This is a genomic window from Mycetohabitans endofungorum (assembly GCF_037477895.1).
Classification (GTDB): Bacteria; Pseudomonadota; Gammaproteobacteria; order Burkholderiales; family Burkholderiaceae; genus Mycetohabitans.
On record NZ_CP132745.1, the window covers coordinates 255,290 to 269,929 of the forward strand.

General features: G+C 59.3%; 16 protein-coding genes. 11 read left to right on the forward strand and 5 right to left on the reverse strand.

What is annotated here, in order from left to right:
- Nucleotides 1-141 precede the first annotated feature (141 nt).
- Nucleotides 142-1,230 (forward strand): purine-nucleoside phosphorylase, encoded by a 1,089-nt coding sequence (locus tag RA167_RS13300; protein ID WP_076788622.1) that lies wholly within the window; start codon nt 142-144, stop codon nt 1,228-1,230.
- Between the two features lie 64 nt (nt 1,231-1,294).
- Here RA167_RS13300 and RA167_RS13305 read toward each other — a convergent pair whose 3' ends face one another.
- Entirely contained in the window at nt 1,295-1,492 is a 198-nt protein-coding gene (locus RA167_RS13305; protein ID WP_076788054.1) for a hypothetical protein, read from the reverse strand.
- A gap of 40 nt (nt 1,493-1,532) precedes the next feature.
- On the opposite strand from RA167_RS13305, the gene ribA reads away from it, so the two are divergent.
- Nucleotides 1,533-2,162 (forward strand): GTP cyclohydrolase II, encoded by a 630-nt coding sequence (gene ribA / locus RA167_RS13310; protein ID WP_076788623.1) that lies wholly within the window; start codon nt 1,533-1,535, stop codon nt 2,160-2,162.
- A 212-nt stretch (nt 2,163-2,374) separates the two neighbouring features.
- Nucleotides 2,375-3,463: an ADP-heptose--LPS heptosyltransferase gene (locus RA167_RS13315; protein ID WP_076788055.1), complete on the forward strand. Its 1,089-nt coding sequence runs from the start codon at nt 2,375-2,377 to the stop codon at nt 3,461-3,463.
- Between the two features lie 137 nt (nt 3,464-3,600).
- Here the strand turns inward: RA167_RS13315 and RA167_RS13320 are convergent, their stop codons facing one another.
- Together RA167_RS13320 and RA167_RS13325 are read right to left on the reverse strand one after the other, a co-directional pair.
- A complete protein-coding gene (locus tag RA167_RS13320; protein WP_139337182.1) occupies nt 3,601-4,215 on the reverse strand; it encodes an OmpW/AlkL family protein in 615 nt (204 codons plus the stop codon).
- Nucleotides 4,216-4,449: 234 nt separating this feature from the next.
- On the reverse strand, nt 4,450-5,337 hold the full coding sequence (locus RA167_RS13325; RefSeq protein WP_076788627.1) for a LysR substrate-binding domain-containing protein: 888 nt from the start codon (nt 5,335-5,337) through the stop codon (nt 4,450-4,452).
- Between the two features lie 199 nt (nt 5,338-5,536).
- Between RA167_RS13325 and RA167_RS13330 the strand changes: the two genes are divergently transcribed.
- The 8 genes from RA167_RS13330 (at nt 5,537) to RA167_RS13365 (ending at nt 13,914) form a co-directional block, all read left to right on the forward strand.
- Entirely contained in the window at nt 5,537-6,292 is a 756-nt protein-coding gene (locus RA167_RS13330) for a sulfite exporter TauE/SafE family protein (protein ID WP_076788056.1), read from the forward strand.
- A gap of 77 nt (nt 6,293-6,369) precedes the next feature.
- Nucleotides 6,370-7,932 (forward strand): 4-hydroxyphenylacetate 3-hydroxylase family protein, encoded by a 1,563-nt coding sequence (locus RA167_RS13335; protein ID WP_076788057.1) that lies wholly within the window; start codon nt 6,370-6,372, stop codon nt 7,930-7,932.
- An 11-nt stretch (nt 7,933-7,943) separates the two neighbouring features.
- Entirely contained in the window at nt 7,944-9,020 is a 1,077-nt protein-coding gene (locus tag RA167_RS13340; protein WP_076788058.1) for an aromatic ring-hydroxylating oxygenase subunit alpha, read from the forward strand.
- A complete protein-coding gene (locus tag RA167_RS13345; protein ID WP_237574277.1) occupies nt 9,013-10,419 on the forward strand; it encodes a diaminobutyrate--2-oxoglutarate transaminase family protein in 1,407 nt (468 codons plus the stop codon). The genes RA167_RS13340 and RA167_RS13345 overlap by 8 nt, the downstream gene beginning before the upstream one ends.
- Nucleotides 10,416-11,855 (forward strand): SidA/IucD/PvdA family monooxygenase, encoded by a 1,440-nt coding sequence (locus RA167_RS13350; RefSeq protein WP_076788060.1) that lies wholly within the window; start codon nt 10,416-10,418, stop codon nt 11,853-11,855. The genes RA167_RS13345 and RA167_RS13350 overlap by 4 nt, the downstream gene beginning before the upstream one ends.
- On the forward strand, nt 11,815-12,462 hold the full coding sequence (locus tag RA167_RS13355) for an FMN-binding negative transcriptional regulator (protein ID WP_076788061.1): 648 nt from the start codon (nt 11,815-11,817) through the stop codon (nt 12,460-12,462). Before RA167_RS13350 ends, RA167_RS13355 begins: the two co-directional genes overlap by 41 nt.
- On the forward strand, nt 12,452-13,522 hold the full coding sequence (gene zapE, locus RA167_RS13360; protein WP_076788062.1) for a cell division protein ZapE: 1,071 nt from the start codon (nt 12,452-12,454) through the stop codon (nt 13,520-13,522). Before RA167_RS13355 ends, zapE begins: the two co-directional genes overlap by 11 nt.
- A gap of 2 nt (nt 13,523-13,524) precedes the next feature.
- The gene (locus RA167_RS13365) at nt 13,525-13,914 is read left to right on the forward strand and encodes a tautomerase family protein (RefSeq protein ID WP_076788063.1); all 390 of its coding nucleotides are present in this window, start codon (nt 13,525-13,527) and stop codon (nt 13,912-13,914) included.
- 108 nt (nt 13,915-14,022) lie between these two features.
- On the opposite strand, the gene RA167_RS15715 is transcribed toward RA167_RS13365, so the two are convergent.
- On the reverse strand, nt 14,023-14,406 hold the full coding sequence (locus RA167_RS15715) for an integrase core domain-containing protein (protein ID WP_370642951.1): 384 nt from the start codon (nt 14,404-14,406) through the stop codon (nt 14,023-14,025).
- Nucleotides 14,403-14,609: a hypothetical protein gene (locus RA167_RS15720; RefSeq protein WP_083706121.1), complete on the reverse strand. Its 207-nt coding sequence runs from the start codon at nt 14,607-14,609 to the stop codon at nt 14,403-14,405. The genes RA167_RS15715 and RA167_RS15720 overlap by 4 nt, the downstream gene beginning before the upstream one ends.
- Between the last annotated feature and the right edge of the window lie 31 nt (nt 14,610-14,640).

Consider the following 14,640-nt stretch of genomic DNA (forward strand, 5'->3'; position numbering starts at 1 on the left):
AAGACACACCGCGTCGCATCGATGTTTTATCGGACATCGTTAATAGAATCTTTGATTCGCTTTGTCCCTTGTTTTGACCTGCAACACCCTATAGTCTCGCCGGTGGCGTGGGCCGACTCGTGTTCGAACAAGGAGCGAACGATGTTCAAAAAGCTGATTGGCGGTACCGTACTGGCGGCTGGTCTGGCGTGCGCCGGCCTCGGCAGTGGTCATGCGGAACAAGCGGCAGACGTGGTGCAGGCGGAGCCGGCGCTGCATTCGGATTGGGCCGGCGGGTCCGGCCGCGCCGTCAAGGTGATGATCGTTTCGATGTTCGGGCCGGAGGGCCAGGTATGGCTGGATCAGCTAGGGCCATGGCAGGCGATCCGTGTTCCGGGCTTGTCGTCCGACTATCCGTCTGTGCACTGCAATCGCAGTGACGTTTGTGTGCTGACGACCGGCATGGGCCATGCAAACGCGGCGGCATCGACGATGGCGCTGGTCCTGTCCCGGCAGTTCGACCTGCGACGGACCTATTTCATCGTCGCCGGGATCGCGGGCATCGATCCGGCGCAGGGCACGATCGGCTCTGCTGCTTGGGCGCATTACCTCGTCGATTTCGGTCTGCAGTGGGAACTAGATGCGCGTGAGATCCCCGCCGGATGGCAGTCCGGTTACCTCGGCGTCAACACGAAGAGTCCGGTAGAGAAGCCGCCGCTGGATTATCGCACTGAGGTATTCGAGCTAAACGACGCGCTGGTGCAGCGCGCGTTCGCATTGTCGCGCAGCGTGCAATTATCGGATAGCGCACCAGCGCAGGTGGCCCGCGCGCGGTTCGGCTACGCGCCGGCCAACCTGCCGCCGTCTGTGATCCAGTGCGATACGCTGGCGAGCGACACGTGGTGGTCCGGCACGCAGCTTGGTCAACGTGCGCGTGACTGGACGAAGCTGGTGACGCACGACAAGGGTGTCTATTGCACCACGCAGCAGGAGGACAACGCGACGTACGAGGCGCTCAAGCGGGGGGCCGCGGCGCACCGGGTGGACCTGTCGCGCGTGGCGGTGCTGCGCACCGGCTCGGATTTCGATCGACCGGCTGCGGGCCAGAGCAGCGCGGATAACCTACTTAACTATGCGGCGCAAGGAGGCTTTCAGGTTGCGCTGCAGAACCTGTACCTGGCCGGCAACCCATTGGTGCAGGAGATCGTGACGCACTGGAAGGCTTGGCGCGATGGCGTGCCGAAGCACTGAGCTTCTCGCGCGCTCGTGTCGCTCGATGAAACGCGTGTGCCAAGCGGCAATCCTCGCGCATTACTTAGTATCTCACCCAATGCGGCGCATCGATCTCCATGCGCTCGTACGGACCCCGCCAGCGTTCGAGTCCGATCGATAGCGACGGATGGACGTAGCGGTCGCGCGTCGGCACTAGGTATTGCACCGGAGCATGGGCGCGCCGCTTATGCGGCATACGCAGCCGTGGGACGATATTGGCCGCGACGCGGTAGACTTGCATCCCCGAAGCCCCTATGGCGGTGCGAATGATCGAGGTTACGATGCAGCAACAACATTTTGACGAGGCCAGCGAATGCGCGGCGCACATTGCTAGCGCGACGCTGCCGACCCGCTATGGGACTTTTGCGTCCCACGTGTTTCGCGTCAGGGGCGACGGCACGGAGCACCTGGCACTGGTCATGGGGGAGGTGCGCGCGCGCGAGGCGGTGCTCACACGGCTGCATTCGGAGTGCCTGACCGGCGATGTGCTCGGCTCGTTCCGCTGCGATTGCGGCGAGCAGTTGGACGCGGCGCTGCGCCACATCGCGGCCGAGGCGGCAGGCGTGCTGCTGTATCTGCGCGGACACGAAGGACGCGGCATCGGATTGTCGAACAAGATTCTCGCGTACGCACTGCAGGAGCAGGGCCGCGACACGGTCGATGCAAACCGAGACCTTGGGTTGCCCGATGATGCGCGCGAATACGATTCAGCTGCCAGCATCCTGCGCTGGCTCGGGGTGTCGTCGGTACGATTGATGAGCAACAATCCGGACAAGTTTGACACGCTACGGCGCCATGGCATTCCCGTGCATGACCGCGTCGACCTCGCCATCCCGATGCGCGAGGAAAACGAACGCTATATCTGGGCTAAGCGCAAGCGCTTTGGCCACTATTTCAGCGAGAACGAATAGGATACGTGTCGGATCTGCGAGCACCTATCTGTCAACGTTGGCCGGCACCTCGGACGAAGTTCTTGCCGGCGTTGGAAACCGCAGGCCGAGCGCGTGATTTGTTTGGAGGCGACGCTGGAGCTGTTGTTGCGCGCAGGCGCAGATAACAAGAAGCTGCCGCGCTCGTAAGCAAGGAAACAAAGTAGGAGGATCGTTGTCTGGACCGGCACGCCATGACTATGCTTGATGAGGTTTGCGTACTGTCGAATCCCGGCTCACTGCTGTCGCCGCACGCCCACGTGGCGGCCTCATATGACCTGAAGGTGACCGGCAAGCCGGCACATGGCTACCAGCCGTTGTCGGTGGTGAGCTGGATCCACAATGCGAATGTGGTGCCCTTCACGATCGACTATCGCCAGCAAACGCATTTGCATGTGGTTAACGGCATGGGTGTCACACTCGGTGACTCGATTATTGGATTGAGCGCGCTTGACGCAATCCGACGCCTGCATCCGTCGTTGTCGGTGACGATTTATCGGCCCGCCCATGCGCCAGATTACGTGAAGCAACTGTATGCATTGGCGGCACCCCGCTTCGGCGACGTGATCGACTTGCCGGTGCCGCTCGGCTCGATTCCAGCAACCGAACTCGCCATCGACGTTGGTAACCATCTTTTCTGGCCCGGCTTTGCGACCCTGCCGATGATTGATTTTTTCCTGTTCGCGCTCGGCATGGCGCCCCACACCGTGCCCGCGCGGTACAAGGCGAACGATTGGCTCACCACGCTGACATTACCGGCTCCCGGCAGAGGGTGGTGTGCACGTGGCTATACGTTGTTTTGTCCAGAGGCGAGCACGCCGGTGCGCAGTATCCCGGCCGCTGTGCGCGTGTCGATCGTCGATGAGATGTGGCGCACCTTCGGCTTGCCAGTGCTGGGCTTCGGTGCGCTGGAGCACGATCACTATACGGATATTGCCGCACTGTCGCCCGATACGGCGAGCTTTCTGAGCTGGGTTGCTCATGCCCGCCACGTGGTGACCTCCGACACGGCCGCGGTACACGTGGCGGCAGGCTTTAGCGTGCCAAGTACCGCGTATTTCACGACGATCGCACCGGCGCTGCGCGTGCGCGACTATCCACACTGCAAGGCGCTCGCGCTGGACGTGCCGGAATTGGATGGAATGCAAGTGAGCGAGCGGGCCGCCGACTTGCGTCGGGTCGAGCGCGCGTACCACGAATGGTATGCGGCCCGCGGCAACTGGTTAGCAACCTGTGATCGCGCGCCGGGGCAGCTGCTGTTGAGTCAACCGGAGCAGGGCTAACTGGAATCGGGCCAATCGGAACTGGCCCTGCCGGAATTGACGCCAATCGGGCTGGGCTAACCGGTGCTGAGTCCGCCTACGCTGAGCGTAACCTGCGCCGGTTCGCTCAGCCGACCCGTCGATCGTGCAATAGCGCCTCAGAAGCGCATTCCGACGCCGATGCCCACCACTAGCGGGTCGATTTTCAACGAGCCAAGCTGCGTGTCACCGATCGATGCGCTGGTGCGCATCCAGATCTTCTTGATGTCGGCGTTGACGAAAATGCTCTGGGTCACTTGCACGTCCACACCAGCCTGCAGCGCCGGGCCGAAACTGGAATGCTTGATTGACACCGGCGTGCCGCCCGCATGCAGCCCATCGTTATAGAAATAAGTGTAGTTCAACCCGGCGCCCACATACGGGCGGATCTTGCCGGCTGGATTGAAGTGATATTGCAACAACAACGTGGGCGGCAGCACGTTGACACCACCCAATGCGCCGATGTTGGACGTAATCTGGTGCCGCGATGTCCCAAGGATCAACTCGATGCCGATGTTGCGTGTCGCCATGTACGTGAAATCGAGTTCCGGAACGATCGCATTGTTGACCCCGGTGCCGAGTTGGCCGAGCGTGCCGCCGGCCGACACGTCGGGCTGAATGCTAATCGCGCGCAAGCGGGCCAGGATATCACCTTGCTCAGCCTGGACGGGCGCCGCAAACACGACGGGCGCTGCAAGCAGCATGCCGGCTGCGATACGGAAAAGTGCGTTCATGGTGTCGTCTTCTTGTGCAATGTTGTGGGTGGGTCATGTATATTGTCGAACGGACGTTCACGCTCTGTATTGACGTGAGTCAATACCCATGCTCGCGCCGGGTAAGAGTCGAGCGACGCGCTCGTCGTACAATTGCATGCCACGCCCACGCCCACGCCCACGCCCACGCCCACGCCCACGCCCACGCCCACGCCCACGCCCACGCCCACGCCCACGCCGGCGCGATGACCGTGCTCAGTTTTTTTCTGTGATTGCCGACACGAATGTTTGGACGAGTGCGGATGCATTGCTCCGATACAGCATCGCAATGGCAGTGGTATTGCCGGCGCCGGCCAGCCGAATGAAGCGCACGCCTGCTGGCGCGATTAAGCGCATGCTTTCTGCGACCAGTGATACGCCGAAACCTGCTTCGATCAGGCTCAGTTGCGTCGTCTTGCGTGATGTCACGCGAGCCGAACGCGGAAAGTAGCCGTTTTTCATGCACAATTCCGCGACACGAAAACTCAACCCTCCTCGTTCGTGATGCGGCAGTGACACGAACGGCTCCTCGCGTAGCTCGGCAATCGAAACTGCTTCGCGTACCGCAAGCGGATGTGTGGCGCTAACGGCCAGCATCAGTGGCTCCGAATAAAGCTCGTCAGCACGCACACCGGGAAATTCCAGGTGAACAGGCAGTCGTACAAAGCCGACATCGTTCACGCCTTGCTCGATACTCGCCATCTGTTCTTCTGACGGCATTTGGGACACCTGCGCTGAAACGTGCTCGTTGGCGTCAAGATAGCGTCGAACGCGTTCCAGCAAGGGTCCAGCGAATGGCACCGAGCTTGAATGGACCAGGCGGATGATGCCTTGCTCGCCGCGATTCGCATGACGCGTCTGTACAAGCGTTTCATTGAGGTTGAACAGTAGACGCTTTGCGCCATCATACAGCGCCTTTCCAGCCCGGGTTAGTTCGATCCGGCGCGCACCGCGCACGAGTAGCTGCACTTGTGCCGTTGCCTCTAGTTCCTTGATCTGCCTGCTCAAGGCGGATTGCGCGATGAAAAGCCGCTCGGCGGCAAGACTGTAGCTGCCCGCCTCGACGATTTCCACAAAGTAACGCAGTTGCCGTAGCGACATCATCTCCATGCCTTATTGAGATAGCACTTTGCCAAAATGGTATTGGTTGGCCAAAAATTAGCGCGATATATTGCCTGCGGATTTGGCGGTTAGGTTAAATAATTGGGCTGATAAATAAGGGTCGTAACGAATTCTGTCATTGTTTTCCTATTTCGAGTGATCGATGTAGAACACCGAAATAGCAATAAATCAAGGACCGCAATTGATCTTCGATCTGACTGTAACGCATTTGTTCATCGTATGGTTAGGGATCGCATTAGCGTATGTCGTGTTCGGCATGACTGGGTTTGGCACTGCACTGGTGGCTAGTCCGCTGTTGGCCCAGTTCATACCGGTATCGCACATTGTCCCACTGCTCGCATTGCTGGATTTTTGTGCGGCCACCACGAATGTAGTGCGAGACGGCAGAAAAGCCGAGCGCGGCGAATTGAAGCGACTGGTTCCTTTGATGGTGGCCGGCAGCGGAATCGGTGCGGTGATCTTGTTGGTGACGAAACCGGATCTGTTGCTGCTGCTGCTTGGGATTTTTGTGATTGGTTACGCAGCATACTCGTTAAGTGGCTATCGGCCAATGACACAATTAAGTTCATGGTCGTCGGTGCCTTTCGGCCTCGTTGGTGGCATCTTCAGCGCGTTATTTGGCAGTGGCGGTTTTATTTATGCGATTTATCTGCAGGGACGGCTTGAAAACAAGGAGCATATCCGCATCACGCAAACCACGCTGATTGGATTGTCGACGCTTACCAGGCTGGTGATGTTCTTGGCGGCCGGCGTCTACGCCAACCGCAGTCTGCTGCTGCTCGCGGTGCTGCTCGCGCCAGGCATGCTGGCCGGCGTGTGGATAGGACGCCGCATTACGCTGAGGCTCTCGCGTGAGCAATTCGTCAAGCTGGTGAATAGCGTCATCCTCGTATCCGGTGTGTTTTTGTTGGTGCGGTATTTTTCGTCAATTTCATAGGTTATACCCGGTAGGACCGGGCGGTTCCATGGCGCTGTAGGCAGTCGCGGTTAGATTTAACGTTACCAGGAGTATCCATGATTCAAAGCACATCCGCGGCATTGAAGCTGGAAGCCGCTGAGAAGGACGAAATGTTGACGGCTGACGAGTATCTCGCCAGTCTCGACGACGGCCGTGAAGTGTTCATCTATGGTGAAAAAATTCGATCCGTCACGCAGCACGTGGCATTTCGCAACAGTGCGAGATCCATCGCTCGGTTGTACGATGCGCTGCATGCACCGGCGTCCCGAGACACCATGACGACACTGGATCCGTCCGGTTATCGCACGCATTGCTATTTCACCCCAGCGCGTTCGGCCGACGACTTGCTGCGGGCCCGCGCCGCAATCGCACACTGGTCGCGGCTGTCGTACGGCTTCATGGGGCGTACGCCCGACTACAAGGCGGGGTTTACCGCAACGTTGCTGTCCGATCCTGACTTCTATGATCCGTTCCGCGACAATGCGATCCGCTGGTATCACGAGACGGCGCGCAAGGTGCTGTTCATGAATCATGTCCTGGTGAATCCACCAGTGGGCCGGGCCAAGTCGATTGACAGCATGCGTGACGTCTATCTGCATGTGGAGAAAGAGCGTGACGACGGTATCGTCGTGCGTGGCGCTAAGATGGTGGCGACCAGCGCGGCGATATCGAATGCCACGTTCGTGGCACAAAACAGTGCAACGCAGTACCAGCAGGGTCGGGAAGAGGATTTTGCGCTGTGCTTCATCTTGCCGATGAGCACGCCAAACTTAAAAATTGTTTGTCGGCGCTCATACGAAGCGTCGTCGTTGAGTCCGTTTGACAATCCATTGTCCAGCCGTTTTGACGAGAATGATTCGGTGCTGATTTTCGATGGCGTGTTTGTGCCATGGGAAAACGTGTTGATCTACCGGGATATACCGAAGGCGCGCAGTTTCTATTCGGCCTCGGGATTCCTGAATCGTTATCCGTTGCAATCCGGCACGCGGCTCGCAGTCAAATTGGATTTCCTTTGTGGCGCGTTGATTAAACTGCTCGAATCAAACGGCAGCTACGAATTCAGAGGCGTGCGCACGAAGGTGGCCGATGTGGTCGGCTGGCGCAACGCGATGTGGGCGATGACTGAAGCGATGTGCATTGCGCCGCAAAAGCGCAGCGACGGCTCTGTCGTACCGCGGCTCGAAGTGGCGGCGACAGTGCGGCACTTCGGCGCGCAGGTGATGACCCACATCAAGCCGATTTTCGACACGATCCTCGGTGGCTCGCTGATCATGCAGGTGGCCAGTTTCGCGGACATGCACAATCCAGAACTGCGTGGGCTCATCGATACGTACTATCAAGGCACCGATTCGAGCGCACAGGAGCGGCTCAAGCTTGTGAAATTGCTGTGGGACGCGATCGGCAGCGAGTTTGGCGGCCGGCACGAGCTGTACGAGTACAACTATGCGGGTAACCATGAGCAGGTACGGCTGGACATGCTGAACCATTCCACCGCATGTGGTGCGATCGACCAATGCAGGTCGCTCGTCGAGCAGTGTCTTGCCGATTACGACGTTGATGGCTGGCGCAATCCGTCATGGCAGTTTGACGGCCAGCGTGAAGCCTACCCGTTTGCGTGATGAGGTGAACAATGATCTATTCTGGAAAGTGGGACCAGGATGCGCTCGACTATCGGGCGCTGCGCGATCAGTGGCATGTGGTCGCCCGCTCGGACGATGTGGCACGTGATATGCCGCTCGCCGTGCGCTTGCTGGGCGAGGACTTGGTGCTGTGGCGGAACCATGCCGGCATCAACGCGTGGCTCGATTATTGCGGTCATCGTGGCGCGCGGCTTTCGCTGGGCTGTGTGCGCGACGGGGAAATTGAGTGCCCTTATCATGGATGGCGTTATGCGTCGTCGGGACAATGCACGAAAGTGCCTGCGCATCCGGACCAAACGCCGCCCGCACAGCGGCTTGTTCGCGTGTACCGTGTAACCGAACGCTACGGGCTAGTTTGGGTCTGTGTCGGACAACCGGCAGCTGACGTGCCGCCGTTCCCCGAATGGGATGACGCGAGTTTCCGCAAGGTGTATGCGGGACCTTACCGCTATCGGGCAAACGCATTGCGCTCAGTGGAGAATTTCCTCGATGCTTCGCATTTTCCATTCGTGCACGCAAATCTAAACGGCGATCCAAATTGTCCCGATAAAATTGAGGATTACGAAGTAAAAATGACAGAAAACGGTCTCAAAACTTCGGAAATCGAGGTATTTCAGCCGTATGGCGATCATCGTGGGATCCCGGTTACCGCTCGCTATACCTATCACGCTTTTCGGCCCACGACCGCCTATTTCTCGAAGAAGACCGGTGTTATCGAACGCTTTTGCACGTTTCTGAACGCGACGCCCGTTGACGAGGACGAGTGCGTGATACAGCTCATTGTGGCGATCAACTTCGGTGAAGACTTGAGCGACGCACAAATCCTCCAGCGCCAGGACCGGGTGTTTGAGCAGGATCGCCACATCGTCGAATCGCAGCGTCCCTATCGGCTGCCACTGGACTTGCGCGAAGAGATGCATGTGCGCAGCGACCGCCTCGCGGTGGAGTATCGACGCTGGTTGCGTGCGCTGGGTGAGGCTGCAACAGCGGGCTGCAGCGCCCACCAAACCGCTGGCGTGCAACAGCATGCTCGCAGTGAGCATTCAAAGGAGTCGTATCATGCATAAGCAAACGCTGGATGCATTGTCCATGCTCGAGCATCGTGAGTCCAATGCCCGTACGTATGCACGCTCGATCACTCGCGTCCTCACGCGGGCAGAGCTTGCGACCGTCTACGATAGTGAAGGCCGTCAATATTTGGACTGCCTCGCGTGCGCTGGCGCGCTGCCGTTGGGACACAATCATCCGTACGTCATGGAGCGGGTCAGCCAGTTTCTCGCATCGGGCCACATTCTGCAGGCACTGGACATTGCGACGCCGGCGAAGATCGAATTTGTCGAAGCGTTATATCGCGTATTGCCGCCGCAGTTTGCCAACGATGCCAAGCTTCAGTTTTGTGGGCCGACCGGCTCCGATGCGGTCGAGGCGGCGATCAAGCTATTCAAGACAGTCACGGGCCGGCGGTCGGTACTGGCATTTCACGGCGCGTATCACGGCATGACGATGGGCGCGTTGAGTCTGATGGGCAACCGGGGGCCGAAGGAAAGCGTGGCCGGGGCGATGGCAGAAGTGCATTTTTTGCCTTATCCGAATGCCTATCGATGCCCGTTCGGTGTTGGCGGTGCACAAAGCGATACGTTGTCGTTGGCGTATATCCGCCATCTTCTTGAGGATCCGGAGAGCGGCATCACGAAGCCCGCGCTGATCCTGTTGGAAGCAGTGCAGGGCGAGGGCGGCTGCATTCCGGCCAGTGCCGACTGGTTGACCGGATTGTCCGAGCTGGCGCTGCGTCATCAGATTCCGCTTGTTATCGACGAGGTGCAGACCGGCTTCGGTCGTACCGGCACGATGTTCGCGCATGAGGTGGCTGGCATCATACCCGACGCGATCATCCTGTCTAAGGCAGTGGGCGGCGGTTTTCCACTGTCCGTGCTCGCCTATCGGCGCTGCTACGACGGTTGGCGACCCGGTGCCCATGCGGGGACGTTTCGAGGCAACCAGATCGCACTGGTGGCGGGTGCCGCCACGCTCGAATTTCTACGCTCGCACGGCATTGTGCAACAGGCAGCTGAGCGCGGCGCCAGGCTGCGCGCCGGTCTTGAATCGTTGCAACGGCGCTACGCGTGTATCGGCGACGTGCGTGGTCGTGGCCTGATGCTCGGCGTCGAGATCGTTGCTCCACACGGTCCGCTGGATGCGCGCGGATTGCCGCCAGCGGAGGGCGAACTAGCGCGACGCATCAAGCATGCTTGCTTGGACGAAGGCTTGATCATTGAGACGGGAGGACGTCACGGTGCGGTGCTGCGGCTGTTGCCGCCGCTGATCATTACAGAGGCTGAAACGGACGAAATCCTAGCTCGTCTCGAACGAGCGTTGTCGACGGTGACCAGCGCGGTGGATGCGCCCTTGCTTACCCCTGACGGTATCGGCCGCAACGCTCACATTTCTGTATCGGAGACCTTATGAAAGCAGGACACGACGCCGCCACGGCGCTTGAACCTTGCGTTCACGATGTGATTGGAATCGGCTTTGGTCCCGCCAACATTGCGCTTGCCGTAGCGCTTGAGGAGCTGACCGACGGCCTCGACGTTTTGTTTCTCGAAAGGCGCGATGCGGCGTGCTGGCAGCAGGGCATGCTGCTGGAGGAGTCGGACATCCAGAACCATCCACTGCGCGATCTGGTCACGCCACGCAACCCACGCAGTCGCTATTCATTTACCAATTTCCTGTTCGAGAACGGGCGATTATTCGAGCATTTGAACCTCGGGCTATCGTTTCCATTGCGGATCGAGTATGCGCAGTACGTGCAGTGGGTGGCCGGTTTCTTCGCGCATCAAGTCAATTATGGCGTGGACGTGACGAGCATTGAGCCGGTCATCGACGCGCGTTCTGGACTGTTGGATGGCTATGTGGTGCGCGATTGCACTGGTCGCACATGGCGGGCCCGCTCGGTTGTTGTCGCGCCGGGGCGTACGCCGAACGTGCCGATGCAGTTCGCCGGCTTTGACGATCCGCGCATTGTCCACTTAAATGACTATCTCTTTGCGCTGCGACGGGCGTGTGACGGCGGCCGCAAGCCGCGCATCGCGGTCATTGGTGGTAGCCAGAGCGCAGTTGAGATTGTGCTGCACGCGTATGGTACCGGCTCGTGCGCGTCGGTTGTCGGCATCACGCGTAACTTTGCGTTCCGGCAGAAGGACACGAGCCCGTTTTCCGACGAGGTTTATTTTCCTGAATTTGTTCAAACATTCTTTTTTGCGGACCAGGCAACGCGCAATCGGTTGCGCGCGGAACTGATGCCGACCAATTATGCTTCGGCGGACAAGGACGTACTGGATGCGCTGTACGTCAAGCGCTACGTGAACCGAATATTGGGACGTGATGGTTTGGCGATACGGACCAATACGTACGTCGATGCTGTGACGGTCACAGAAGAGGGGATTCGCCTGGCGCTCGTCAACTCGGTGAGCGGTGAGCATGTGCTCGACTGCTTCGACCTGGTTGTCCTGGCAACGGGCTTTCTTGATATCGGCGACGGTCCGAGGTACGAGCCCTATCCACCGCTGCTGCGGGAGCTGGCGCCGCTGCTCGACTTGAGCCGCGGGCACCTGGATGTGTCGTTCGACTACCGCGTGCATTTCTCGTGTGCAGTGGCGCCGGACGCACCGCTGTATTTAAACGGGTTATGCGAGTCATCCCACGGCATGGGGGACTCCGGCTCGTTCAGTCTGCTGGCGTTGCGCTCCGAGGCCATTGCTCGGTCGCTCTACGCGCAGCTGTCGCGCCCCGCGGCACGCGTCAGTTCGAATGCAGTCGTGCCTTCTGCCACGGCCACTGCGGCCATCCATGATACGGACAAAAATGGAACCTCTAGCGAACCAACCCGTTTCGTTTCATTATGATGCGTTCCGCTTTACTGATCCGGAGCGGATCGACGCGATCATCGACAACTTTCCGCTCGCGTTGATCGTCAGCACGGACGCGGGGCTATCTCATGCGAGCCATATCCCGCTTTTCCGCGAACGCCAGTCGCGCAATCTATTCGGTCATGTCGATGCGGCAAACCCTCAGTTCTGTAATGTTAAAACGGCGCGTGCGCGTATTGTGTTCACTGGACCCGACAGCTATATTCCGCCCGAAGCGTACGTGACGCGGCAACTTCCGACGTGGAACTACGTGGCTGTCCATCTGGTGGGCTCTGTGCATGTCGTGACCGACCTGGCGCAGAAGATCGACGTGCTGCGTGAGACAGCGGCCCGCTTGCAGCCCGACGATGCACGATGGCAGTTCGACGCGAATGATGAGCGGGTGGCGCGATTCGCGCCGGGCGTGCTCGCGTTGCGCGTACACGTCGAGCATGAGGAGGCGCGCATCAAGCTTTCGCAGGATAAGGGCTTAGAGGACCAGTATGCGGCGCTCGACTGTCTGTTGTCCACGCGCGCGCGTAGTCTGCGGCCGCTGCTGGAGACATTCCTGCCGCCACGGGAGGGAGCCGCGCATGCTCGATGACGCGCAAGTCGTAGCCTCGCTTCGCAGCAGCGGAATCGAGCCGGACGCAAGCCAGCGCCGGGCAATCGCAGCGTTATGTATGCTGCTCATGGCACCGGGTCGGCGCTGGCTGGGCGCGCTGCACCGGTTGCATGGCGTGTATTGCCATGGTCTACCCGGGCGAGGCAAGAGCATGGTCGTCGATGCGGTCTTTCAGCTCGCGCCAGGATCGAAGCGGCGGATTCATTTTCATGAGTTTCTGCGGGATATCAATTGCAGGCTTGTGAAGGCACCGCGCAGTAGCGATCGGCTCGCGGACGTCGCGAAGACTTGGCTGCACGGCGTCAATCTGCTGTGTTTTGATGAATTTCACGTGCATGACATCGCTGATGCGTTTCTTATTGGGCGATTTCTGACAACGGCCATCGCCGAGGGCGTGCGTATTGTGCTCACGTCGAACTATGCGCCGGACGATCTGCTGCCGAACCAGGAATACCATGCGCGTTTCGCACCGACGATCGACATGATTAAGCGTCATTTCACGATCGTGCACTTCGATGGACCGCGCGATTACCGGTTCAGTGATGCGGATACCGCGCAGCCTCGGTTCTTTTCGCCGCTTGCGCTTGCTCGTGAGCCGTTACGTGCCATTTTCGTCACTCGGGAAGGCGAAGCTGCGCTGCAACCTGGCGTTATGGAGTTGGCGGGTCGGCCATTGCCGGTGAGCGCTGCGGGCGAGACAACGGTATGGGTGGATTTCGACGTGCTTTGCATGGCGCAGCGTTCGCATGTCGATTATTTGGCGATGGTTGATCGCTGGCAATGGGTCATCATTGACAACGTCCACGCAATGGCACTGGAAAATCCCGATACATTGCAGCGTCTGGTGTGGTTGATCGACATTTTGTATGACCGCAAGTGCGGTGTCTGTATCGCATCGGACATTGCGATCAGCGATGCACTTGAGGGCCTCGAAGGTGCGCATGATCTATCGAGGACAGTTAGCCGCCTTGCCGAGATGCAGTCTCGTGCCTACGCCGGTTTTACCAAAAATTCACTTACCATGATTCAGGAGACTTGAATATGCCAATCGTCAAAATCGAAGAGCCGCAGCCGCGTACCGCAGACGAGAAGGCGCGACTCGTCGACTTGCTATTCAGCGTACTGCGACAAACACTGGGGGTTACTCCGAACGAGTTGCAAGCGAGATACCAGACGTTCGAACCGGAGGATTTTTATCCGCCGGCGGGCACCGGCGAGTATCTGGTGATCGAGATCACGCTGTTCGCCGGACGCTCGCTCGATGTCAAGCGCCGACTTTACGAACGCGTTGTCGCGGAGGTGGCGCAGGCGCGTCAGGTTGATCCATCCCGCATCCTAGTTCTGTTGCGTGAAGAGCCGCTCGACAACTGGGGGTTACACGGCGGCCATGCTGCAACGGACCTAAAGTTCGATTACGCGATTGCGATATGAAATGCGATGAACCCGGCTCGGTGGGTTCCGATGTAGGATCGACGCACGTGCCGGCAGGCGCTTTTCCACCGGCCGGTATTGCGTTCTGGTGCCAAGGCACCGGCCTTGTCATATCCGCCGTCGATCGACGACAGCTTGCCTCCCCCACGTTATGGCGCATGCTGGAGGCAGCGCGGCGATCGTATCAACGTGCTGCTTGCGCGGTGGCAGCCCCCGGCCCTGAAGGCGGTGACGAGCATGTGTCTGATGAGTAATCGGTGACGTCGCGCGATCCATGACCATGTTCGGGCGGCCGTGATGGTCAGCCCACATCCAGTCGGTCGCGAAACGCTGCACGTGGTCCAAGTCTTTCCAGTGGTACAACGACAGCCATTCGTACCGCACGCTCCGGTTGAACCGCTCGACATGCGCATTGTGCTGAGGTTCACCCGGCTGGATGGAGTCAAGCCTGATGCCATACTGCCGGGCCCATTCGGTGATCGCCGTGCTCAGGTATTCGGGCCGTTGTCACACCGAATCGCTTTCGGCCTGCCACGCCAACTGATGATCTGCCGCAGCGCACGGATCACCCGCTGCGACGGCAACGAGAAATCGATCTCGATGCCGAGCGCCTCGCGGTTGAAATCGTTGATCCGATGCAGTCTCGATTCATCGGCATCATCGTGAGCATCTGGATTGTGCCGCGAAGCAGTCACGACCCATGAAATCGTGTCCGACGCTTTGCGC

Bases quoted from the DNA above. Each gene is read 5' to 3' on its own strand.
- ribA (WP_076788623.1), top strand. From the start codon at position 1,533: ATGCAGCAACAACATTTTGACGAGGCCAGCGAATGCGCGGCGCACATT.
- RA167_RS13350 (WP_076788060.1), top strand. From the start codon at position 10,416: ATGAAAGCAGGACACGACGCCGCCACGGCGCTTGAACCTTGCGTTCAC.
- RA167_RS13340 (WP_076788058.1), top strand. From the start codon at position 7,944: ATGATCTATTCTGGAAAGTGGGACCAGGATGCGCTCGACTATCGGGCG.
- RA167_RS13300 (WP_076788622.1), top strand. From the start codon at position 142: ATGTTCAAAAAGCTGATTGGCGGTACCGTACTGGCGGCTGGTCTGGCG.
- RA167_RS13345 (WP_237574277.1), top strand. From the start codon at position 9,013: ATGCATAAGCAAACGCTGGATGCATTGTCCATGCTCGAGCATCGTGAG.
- RA167_RS13365 (WP_076788063.1), top strand. From the start codon at position 13,525: ATGCCAATCGTCAAAATCGAAGAGCCGCAGCCGCGTACCGCAGACGAG.
- zapE (WP_076788062.1), top strand. From the start codon at position 12,452: ATGCTCGATGACGCGCAAGTCGTAGCCTCGCTTCGCAGCAGCGGAATC.
- RA167_RS13315 (WP_076788055.1), top strand. From the start codon at position 2,375: ATGACTATGCTTGATGAGGTTTGCGTACTGTCGAATCCCGGCTCACTG.
- RA167_RS13325 (WP_076788627.1), bottom strand. From the start codon at position 5,337: ATGATGTCGCTACGGCAACTGCGTTACTTTGTGGAAATCGTCGAGGCG.
- RA167_RS13320 (WP_139337182.1), bottom strand. From the start codon at position 4,215: ATGAACGCACTTTTCCGTATCGCAGCCGGCATGCTGCTTGCAGCGCCC.
- RA167_RS13355 (WP_076788061.1), top strand. From the start codon at position 11,815: ATGGAACCTCTAGCGAACCAACCCGTTTCGTTTCATTATGATGCGTTC.
- RA167_RS13335 (WP_076788057.1), top strand. From the start codon at position 6,370: ATGATTCAAAGCACATCCGCGGCATTGAAGCTGGAAGCCGCTGAGAAG.
- RA167_RS13305 (WP_076788054.1), bottom strand. From the start codon at position 1,492: ATGCAAGTCTACCGCGTCGCGGCCAATATCGTCCCACGGCTGCGTATG.